The sequence below is a fragment of the uncultured Kluyvera sp. genome, assembly GCF_902485085.1.
Classification (GTDB): Bacteria; Pseudomonadota; Gammaproteobacteria; order Enterobacterales; family Enterobacteriaceae; genus Kluyvera; species Kluyvera ascorbata.
The window spans coordinates 1-3107 of the sequence record NZ_CABTJS010000039.1; the positions used below are offsets into that span (position 1 = coordinate 1).

General features: G+C 50.3%; 7 protein-coding genes. All 7 read right to left on the bottom strand.

Features of this window, described 5'->3' with window-relative positions:
• On the bottom strand, positions 1-271 hold a 271-nt coding region (gene rpsM / locus RDN66_RS05775), incomplete at its 3' end, for a 30S ribosomal protein S13 (RefSeq protein ID WP_308537662.1).
• 146 nt (positions 272-417) lie between these two features.
• Positions 418-534 (bottom strand): 50S ribosomal protein L36, encoded by a 117-nt coding sequence (gene rpmJ / locus RDN66_RS05780; protein ID WP_000868187.1) that lies wholly within the window; start codon positions 532-534, stop codon positions 418-420.
• 30 nt (positions 535-564) lie between these two features.
• Positions 565-1896, bottom strand: a complete 1332-nt coding sequence (gene secY / locus RDN66_RS05785) for a preprotein translocase subunit SecY (protein ID WP_003863305.1) — start codon at positions 1894-1896, stop codon at positions 565-567.
• 7 nt (positions 1897-1903) lie between these two features.
• Positions 1904-2338 (bottom strand): 50S ribosomal protein L15, encoded by a 435-nt coding sequence (gene rplO / locus RDN66_RS05790; protein ID WP_003863304.1) that lies wholly within the window; start codon positions 2336-2338, stop codon positions 1904-1906.
• Between the two features lie 3 nt (positions 2339-2341).
• A complete protein-coding gene (gene rpmD / locus RDN66_RS05795; RefSeq protein WP_003863301.1) occupies positions 2342-2521 on the bottom strand; it encodes a 50S ribosomal protein L30 in 180 nt (59 codons plus the stop codon).
• Between the two features lie 6 nt (positions 2522-2527).
• Positions 2528-3028, bottom strand: coding sequence for a 30S ribosomal protein S5 (gene rpsE, locus RDN66_RS05800; RefSeq protein ID WP_003863299.1), 501 nt, complete (start codon positions 3026-3028; stop codon positions 2528-2530).
• Between the two features lie 14 nt (positions 3029-3042).
• On the bottom strand, positions 3043-3107 hold a 65-nt coding region (locus tag RDN66_RS05805), incomplete at its 5' end, for a 50S ribosomal protein L18 (protein WP_290366749.1).

Consider the following 3107-nt stretch of genomic DNA (forward strand, 5'->3'; position numbering starts at 1 on the left):
GACGCAAACCGCGATAGCAACCAAGATCCATCAGGCGCTTGATGCTCATGCTGATTTCACGGCGCAGATCACCTTCAACGACAAATTTGGCAACTTCGTCACGCAGCGTGTCGATTTGTCCTTCAGACAGCTCACTGATCTTAACATTTTCAGCGATACCCGCAGCAGCCAGGATGGCTTTAGAACGGGTCTTGCCGACGCCGTAGATCGAGGTTAACGCGATCACAGCATGTTTCTGATCAGGAATGTTAATGCCTGCTATACGGGCCACTATGCACTCCTACTATTTAATATGTACGCACCATGCTGAAAAGCCCGTTTTCAGGATACTCAAATGGAAACGTACAGACATACAAAAGATTGGCTGGCTAATCTAGCCAGCTCAACCCAACTTTGCAAGAAAAATATGCGAATAAATCAGCCTTGGCGCTGTTTATGCTTTGGCTCGGCACTGCAAATCACACGGATGACACCATCACGCTTAACGATTTTGCAGTTACGGCATAATTTCTTGACGGAAGCACGAACTTTCATTTTTACTCTCCGTAACTTCTCGGGCGACTGTTAACGGCCGTAGCCTTTCAGATTCGCCTTCTTCAATGCAGACTCGTACTGACTTGACATCATCAGAGTTTGCACTTGAGCCATAAAGTCCATAATCACGACAACAACGATCAGCAGCGATGTCCCACCGAAGTAGAACGGCACTTTCATTGCATCACGCATGAACTCCGGGATCAGGCAGATAAAAGTAATATACAACGCACCAACGAGAGTCAGGCGAGTCATTACTTTATCGATATACTTCGCCGTTTGCTCTCCCGGACGAATTCCTGGTACAAATGCACCGGACTTCTTCAGGTTATCTGCTGTTTCACGCGGGTTGAAGACCAACGCCGTGTAGAAGAAACAGAAGAAGATGATCGCAGACGCATAGAGTAACACATAAAGTGGTTGCCCAGGCTGCAAATACAGCGAAATTGTTGTCAGCCAGTTCCAACCAGTACCGCCCCCGAACCATGACGCGATGGTTGCCGGGAACAGAATAATACTGGAAGCGAAGATAGCCGGGATAACCCCCGCCATGTTCACTTTCAGCGGTAAATGTGTGCTCTGTGCAGCATAGACACGACGACCTTGCTGACGCTTAGCGTAGTTCACCACAATGCGGCGTTGACCACGTTCAACAAAGACAACAAAGAACGTCACTGCAAATACTAATACTGCAACCAACAGCAACAGGAGGAAGTGCAGGTCGCCTTGACGCGCTTGCTCGATAGTGTGGGCGATGGCTGGCGGGAGGCCCGCAACAATACCGGCGAAGATAATGATTGAGATACCGTTACCGATACCACGCTCAGTAATCTGTTCGCCGAGCCACATCAGGAACATTGTCCCTGTGACCAGACTTACAACAGCGGTGAAGTAGAATGCAAAGCCCGGGTTTAACACCAGGCCCTGCATACCAGGCATATTCGGAAGACCGGTAGCAATACCGATCGACTGGAATATTGCCAGCACCAGAGTACCGTAACGGGTGTACTGACTAATCTTACGACGTCCAGACTCCCCTTCTTTCTTCAACTCTGCCAGGGCCGGATGAACGACCGTCAGCAGCTGGATAATAATCGATGCCGAAATGTACGGCATAATACCCAGTGCGAAGATAGAAGCACGGCTGAGAGCACCACCAGAGAACATGTTGAACATTTCAATGATGGTGCCTCGCTGTTGCTCAAGCAGTTTGGCAAGTACAGCGGCATCGATACCAGGGATCGGAATAAAAGAGCCAATACGGAACACAATCAGCGCGCCGATAACAAACAGCAGTCTGCGTTTCAGCTCGCCAAATCCACCTTTGGCACTTTGAAAATCTAATCCCGGTTGCTTAGCCATCTGCTACTTATTCCTCAATTTTACCGCCAGCAGCTTCGATAGCAGCACGAGCACCTTTAGTAACACGCAGGCCACGAACAGTTACCGGAGTAGAAACTTCACCAGCCAGGATCACTTTCGCGAACTCGATCTGGATACCGATAATGTTTGCTGCTTTCAGCGTGTTCAGGTCTACAACGCCGCCTTCAACTTTCGCCAGGTCAGACAGACGGATTTCCGCTGTGATCGCTGCTTTGCGAGAGGTGAAGCCGAACTTCGGCAGACGACGGTACAGTGGCATCTGGCCACCCTCGAAACCGCGACGTACGCCACCGCCAGAACGAGAGTTCTGACCTTTGTGACCACGACCACCGGTTTTGCCGAGGCCAGAACCGATACCACGACCCAGGCGTTTACCCGCCTTTTTAGAGCCTTCGGCCGGAGACAGAGTATTTAAACGCATCTCTTACTCCTCAACTTTAACCATGAAGTAAACCGCGTTGACCATACCACGAACAGCAGGAGTATCCTCGCGCTCAACGGTATGACCAATACGACGCAGACCCAGGCCAAGCAGCGTTGCCTTGTGTTTCGGCAGACGACCGATTGCACTGCGGGTTTGAGTGATTTTAATAGTCTTTGCCATGGTCAATTACCCCAGAATTTCTTCAACGGATTTACCACGCTTGGCAGCGACCATTTCTGGAGAATTCATATTTTCCAGGCCATCAATAGTTGCACGAACCACGTTGATCGGGTTGGTGGAACCATATGCTTTAGCCAGAACGTTATGAACCCCAGCAACTTCCAGAACGGCGCGCATTGCACCACCGGCGATGATACCGGTACCTTCTGAAGCTGGCTGCATGAATACACGAGAACCCGTGTGAACACCTTTAACTGGGTGCTGCAGGGTGCCGTTGTTCAGCGCGACGTTAATCATGTTGCGACGGGCTTTTTCCATCGCTTTCTGGATCGCTGCTGGAACTTCACGCGCTTTACCGTAACCAAAACCAACGCGACCGTTACCATCGCCTACTACAGTCAGAGCTGTGAAGGAGAAAATACGACCACCTTTAACGGTTTTAGATACGCGGTTTACCGCGATCAGCTTTTCCTGCAGTTCGCCAGCCTGTTTTTCGATGTGAGCCATCTTACACCTCTACCTTAGAACTGAAGGCCAGCTTCACGGGCAGCATCTGCCAGTGCCTGGACACGACCATGATATTGGA

Bases quoted from the DNA above. Each gene is read 5' to 3' on its own strand.
- rpmJ (WP_000868187.1), bottom strand. From the start codon at position 534: ATGAAAGTTCGTGCTTCCGTCAAGAAATTATGCCGTAACTGCAAAATC.
- secY (WP_003863305.1), bottom strand. From the start codon at position 1,896: ATGGCTAAGCAACCGGGATTAGATTTTCAAAGTGCCAAAGGTGGATTT.
- rplO (WP_003863304.1), bottom strand. From the start codon at position 2,338: ATGCGTTTAAATACTCTGTCTCCGGCCGAAGGCTCTAAAAAGGCGGGT.
- rpmD (WP_003863301.1), bottom strand. From the start codon at position 2,521: ATGGCAAAGACTATTAAAATCACTCAAACCCGCAGTGCAATCGGTCGT.
- rpsE (WP_003863299.1), bottom strand. From the start codon at position 3,028: ATGGCTCACATCGAAAAACAGGCTGGCGAACTGCAGGAAAAGCTGATC.